General features: G+C 50.2%; 4 protein-coding genes and 1 pseudogene. 2 read left to right on the forward strand and 3 right to left on the reverse strand.

What is annotated here, in order from left to right:
- Window positions 1-390 (reverse strand): CatA-like O-acetyltransferase (locus KO525_RS19510; RefSeq protein WP_252738714.1); only part of this gene is annotated, 390 nt, incomplete at its 3' end.
- 160 nt (window positions 391-550) lie between these two features.
- Here KO525_RS19510 and KO525_RS19515 point away from each other — a divergent pair.
- On the forward strand, window positions 551-1,759 hold the full coding sequence (locus tag KO525_RS19515; protein ID WP_001339197.1) for an IS4-like element ISVsa5 family transposase: 1,209 nt from the start codon (window positions 551-553) through the stop codon (window positions 1,757-1,759).
- Between the two features lie 247 nt (window positions 1,760-2,006).
- Window positions 2,007-2,126: pseudogene (locus tag KO525_RS19520) on the forward strand (IS1 family transposase); the annotation flags it as partial.
- 400 nt (window positions 2,127-2,526) lie between these two features.
- Here the strand turns inward: KO525_RS19520 and KO525_RS19525 are convergent.
- Window positions 2,527-3,210: a hypothetical protein gene (locus KO525_RS19525; protein ID WP_139162151.1), complete on the reverse strand. Its 684-nt coding sequence runs from the start codon at window positions 3,208-3,210 to the stop codon at window positions 2,527-2,529.
- 1,170 nt (window positions 3,211-4,380) lie between these two features.
- The coding region (locus tag KO525_RS19530) for a CatA-like O-acetyltransferase (protein WP_215965530.1) at window positions 4,381-4,650 on the reverse strand (270 nt) is incomplete at its 5' end.

Below are 4,650 nucleotides of genomic sequence, written 5' to 3' on the forward strand. Positions count from 1 at the left end.
GTTTTCACCGTAACACGCCACATCTTGCGAATATATGTGTAGAAACTGCCGGAAATCGTCGTGGTATTCACTCCAGAGCGATGAAAACGTTTCAGTTTGCTCATGGAAAACGGTGTAACAAGGGTGAACACTATCCCATATCACCAGCTCACCGTCTTTCATTGCCATACGAAATTCCGGATGAGCATTCATCAGGCGGGCAAGAATGTGAATAAAGGCCGGATAAAACTTGTGCTTATTTTTCTTTACGGTCTTTAAAAAGGCCGTAATATCCAGCTGAACGGTCTGGTTATAGGTACATTGAGCAACTGACTGAAATGCCTCAAAATGTTCTTTACGATGCCATTGGGATATATCAACGGTGGTATATCCAGTGATTTTTTTCTCCATTTTAGCTTCCTTAGCTCCTGAAAATCTCGATAACTCAAAAAATACGCCCGGTACTGATGAATCCCCTAATGATTTTGGTAAAAATCATTAAGTTAAGGTGGATACACATCTTGTCATATGATCAAATGGTTTCGCGAAAAATCAATAATCAGACAACAAGATGTGCGAACTCGATATTTTACACGACTCTCTTTACCAATTCTGCCCCGAATTACACTTAAAACGACTCAACAGCTTAACGTTGGCTTGCCACGCATTACTTGACTGTAAAACTCTCACTCTTACCGAACTTGGCCGTAACCTGCCAACCAAAGCGAGAACAAAACATAACATCAAACGAATCGACCGATTGTTAGGTAATCGTCACCTCCACAAAGAGCGACTCGCTGTATACCGTTGGCATGCTAGCTTTATCTGTTCGGGCAATACGATGCCCATTGTACTTGTTGACTGGTCTGATATTCGTGAGCAAAAACGACTTATGGTATTGCGAGCTTCAGTCGCACTACACGGTCGTTCTGTTACTCTTTATGAGAAAGCGTTCCCGCTTTCAGAGCAATGTTCAAAGAAAGCTCATGACCAATTTCTAGCCGACCTTGCGAGCATTCTACCGAGTAACACCACACCGCTCATTGTCAGTGATGCTGGCTTTAAAGTGCCATGGTATAAATCCGTTGAGAAGCTGGGTTGGTACTGGTTAAGTCGAGTAAGAGGAAAAGTACAATATGCAGACCTAGGAGCGGAAAACTGGAAACCTATCAGCAACTTACATGATATGTCATCTAGTCACTCAAAGACTTTAGGCTATAAGAGGCTGACTAAAAGCAATCCAATCTCATGCCAAATTCTATTGTATAAATCTCGCTCTAAAGGCCGAAAAAATCAGCGCTCGACACGGACTCATTGTCACCACCCGTCACCTAAAATCTACTCAGCGTCGGCAAAGGAGCCATGGGTTCTAGCAACTAACTTACCTGTTGAAATTCGAACACCCAAACAACTTGTTAATATCTATTCGAAGCGAATGCAGATTGAAGAAACCTTCCGAGACTTGAAAAGTCCTGCCTACGGACTAGGCCTACGCCATAGCCGAACGAGCAGCTCAGAGCGTTTTGATATCATGCTGCTAATCGCCCTGATGCTTCAACTAACATGTTGGCTTGCGGGCGTTCATGCTCAGAAACAAGGTTGGGACAAGCACTTCCAGGCTAACACAGTCAGAAATCGAAACGTACTCTCAACAGTTCGCTTAGGCATGGAAGTTTTGCGGCATTCTGGCTACACAATAACAAGGGAAGACTTACTCGTGGCTGCAACCCTACTAGCTCAAAATTTATTCACACATGGTTACGCTTTGGGGAAATTATGAGGGGATCTCTCAGCGCCCGGTAGTGATCTTATTTCATTATGGTGAAAGTTGGAACCTCTTACGTGCCGATCAACGTCTCATTTTCGCCAAAAGTTGGCCCAGGGCTTCCCGGTATCAACAGGGACACCAGGATTTATTTATTCTGCGAAGTGATCTTCCGTCACAGGTATTTATTCGGCGCAAAGTGCGTCGGGTGATGCTGCCAACTTACTGATTTAGTGTATGATGGTGTTTTTGAGGTGCTCCAGTGGCTTCTGTTTCTATCAGCTGTCCCTCCTGTTCAGCTACTGACGGGGTGGTGCGTAACGGCAAAAGCACCGCCGGACATCAGCGCCATTCGCCATTCAGGCTGCGCAACTGTTGGGAAGGGCGATCGGTGCGGGCCTCTTCGCTATTACGCCAGCTGGCGAAAGGGGGATGTGCTGCAAGGCGATTAAGTTGGGTAACGCCAGGGTTTTCCCAGTCACGACGTTGTAAAACGACGGCCAGTGCCAAGCTTGCATGCCTGCAGCCGGCCAGCCTCGCAGAGCAGGATTCCCGTTGAGCACCGCCAGGTGCGAATAAGGGACAGTGAAGAAGGAACACCCGCTCGCGGGTGGGCCTACTTCACCTATCCTGCCCGGCTGACGCCGTTGGATACACCAAGGAAAGTCTACACGAACCCTTTGGCAAAATCCTGTATATCGTGCGAAAAAGGATGGATATACCGAAAAAATCGCTATAATGACCCCGAAGCAGGGTTATGCAGCGGAAAAGCGCTGTCTAGATTACTTGTACAGCTCGTCCATGCCGCCGGTGGAGTGGCGGCCCTCGGCGCGTTCGTACTGTTCCACGATGGTGTAGTCCTCGTTGTGGGAGGTGATGTCCAACTTGATGTTGACGTTGTAGGCGCCGGGCAGCTGCACGGGCTTCTTGGCCTTGTAGGTGGTCTTGACCTCAGCGTCGTAGTGGCCGCCGTCCTTCAGCTTCAGCCTCTGCTTGATCTCGCCCTTCAGGGCGCCGTCCTCGGGGTACATCCGCTCGGAGGAGGCCTCCCAGCCCATGGTCTTCTTCTGCATTACGGGGCCGTCGGAGGGGAAGTTGGTGCCGCGCAGCTTCACCTTGTAGATGAACTCGCCGTCCTGCAGGGAGGAGTCCTGGGTCACGGTCACCACGCCGCCGTCCTCGAAGTTCATCACGCGCTCCCACTTGAAGCCCTCGGGGAAGGACAGCTTCAAGTAGTCGGGGATGTCGGCGGGGTGCTTCACGTAGGCCTTGGAGCCGTACATGAACTGAGGGGACAGGATGTCCCAGGCGAAGGGCAGGGGGCCACCCTTGGTCACCTTCAGCTTGGCGGTCTGGGTGCCCTCGTAGGGGCGGCCCTCGCCCTCGCCCTCGATCTCGAACTCGTGGCCGTTCACGGAGCCCTCCATGTGCACCTTGAAGCGCATGAACTCCTTGATGATGGCCATGTTATCCTCCTCGCCCTTGCTCACCATGCTTAATTTCTCCTCTTTAATTCCCGGGTACCGAGCTCGAATTCGTAATCATGTCATAGCTGTTTCCTGTGTGAAATTGTTATCCGCTCACAATTCCACACAACATACGAGCCGGAAGCATAAAGTGTAAAGCCTGGGGTGCCTAATGAGTGAGCTAACTCACATTAATTGCGTTGCGCTCACTGCCCGCTTTCCAGTCGGGAAACCTGTCGTGCCAGCTGCATTAATGAATCGGCCAACGCGCGGGGAGAGGCGGTTTGCGTATTGGGCGCTAGCGGAGTGTATATACTGGCTTACTATGTTGGCACTGATGAGGGTGTCAGTGAAGTGCTTCATGTGGCAGGAGAAAAAAGGCTGCACCGGTGCGTCAGCAGAATATGTGATACAGGATATATTCCGCTTCCTCGCTCACTGACTCGCTACGCTCGGTCGTTCGACTGCGGCGAGCGGAAATGGCTTACGAACGGGGCGGAGATTTCCTGGAAGATGCCAGGAAGATACTTAACAGGGAAGTGAGAGGGCCGCGGCAAAGCCGTTTTTCCATAGGCTCCGCCCCCCTGACAAGCATCACGAAATCTGACGCTCAAATCAGTGGTGGCGAAACCCGACAGGACTATAAAGATACCAGGCGTTTCCCCCTGGCGGCTCCCTCGTGCGCTCTCCTGTTCCTGCCTTTCGGTTTACCGGTGTCATTCCGCTGTTATGGCCGCGTTTGTCTCATTCCACGCCTGACACTCAGTTCCGGGTAGGCAGTTCGCTCCAAGCTGGACTGTATGCACGAACCCCCCGTTCAGTCCGACCGCTGCGCCTTATCCGGTAACTATCGTCTTGAGTCCAACCCGGAAAGACATGCAAAAGCACCACTGGCAGCAGCCACTGGTAATTGATTTAGAGGAGTTAGTCTTGAAGTCATGCGCCGGTTAAGGCTAAACTGAAAGGACAAGTTTTGGTGACTGCGCTCCTCCAAGCCAGTTACCTCGGTTCAAAGAGTTGGTAGCTCAGAGAACCTTCGAAAAACCGCCCTGCAAGGCGGTTTTTTCGTTTTCAGAGCAAGAGATTACGCGCAGACCAAAACGATCTCAAGAAGATCATCTTATTAATCAGATAAAATATTTCTAGGCACCAATAACTGCCTTAAAAAAATTACGCCCCGCCCTGCCACTCATCGCAGTACTGTTGTAATTCATTAAGCATTCTGCCGACATGGAAGCCATCACAAACGGCATGATGAACCTGAATCGCCAGCGGCATCAGCACCTTGTCGCCTTGCGTATAATATTTGCCCATGGTGAAAACGGGGGCGAAGAAGTTGTCCATATTGGCCACGTTTAAATCAAAACTGGTGAAACTCACCCAGGGATTGGCTGAGACGAAAAACATATTCTCAATAAACCCTTTAGGGAAATAGGCCAG

Origin of the sequence: Psychrosphaera sp. B3R10, from assembly GCF_018861025.1 — a bacterium.
In the GTDB taxonomy this organism is placed as follows: Bacteria; Pseudomonadota; Gammaproteobacteria; order Enterobacterales; family Alteromonadaceae; genus Psychrosphaera; species Psychrosphaera algicola.

Bases quoted from the DNA above. Each gene is read 5' to 3' on its own strand.
- KO525_RS19515 (WP_001339197.1), top strand. From the start codon at position 551: ATGTGCGAACTCGATATTTTACACGACTCTCTTTACCAATTCTGCCCC.
- KO525_RS19525 (WP_139162151.1), bottom strand. From the start codon at position 3,210: ATGGCCATCATCAAGGAGTTCATGCGCTTCAAGGTGCACATGGAGGGC.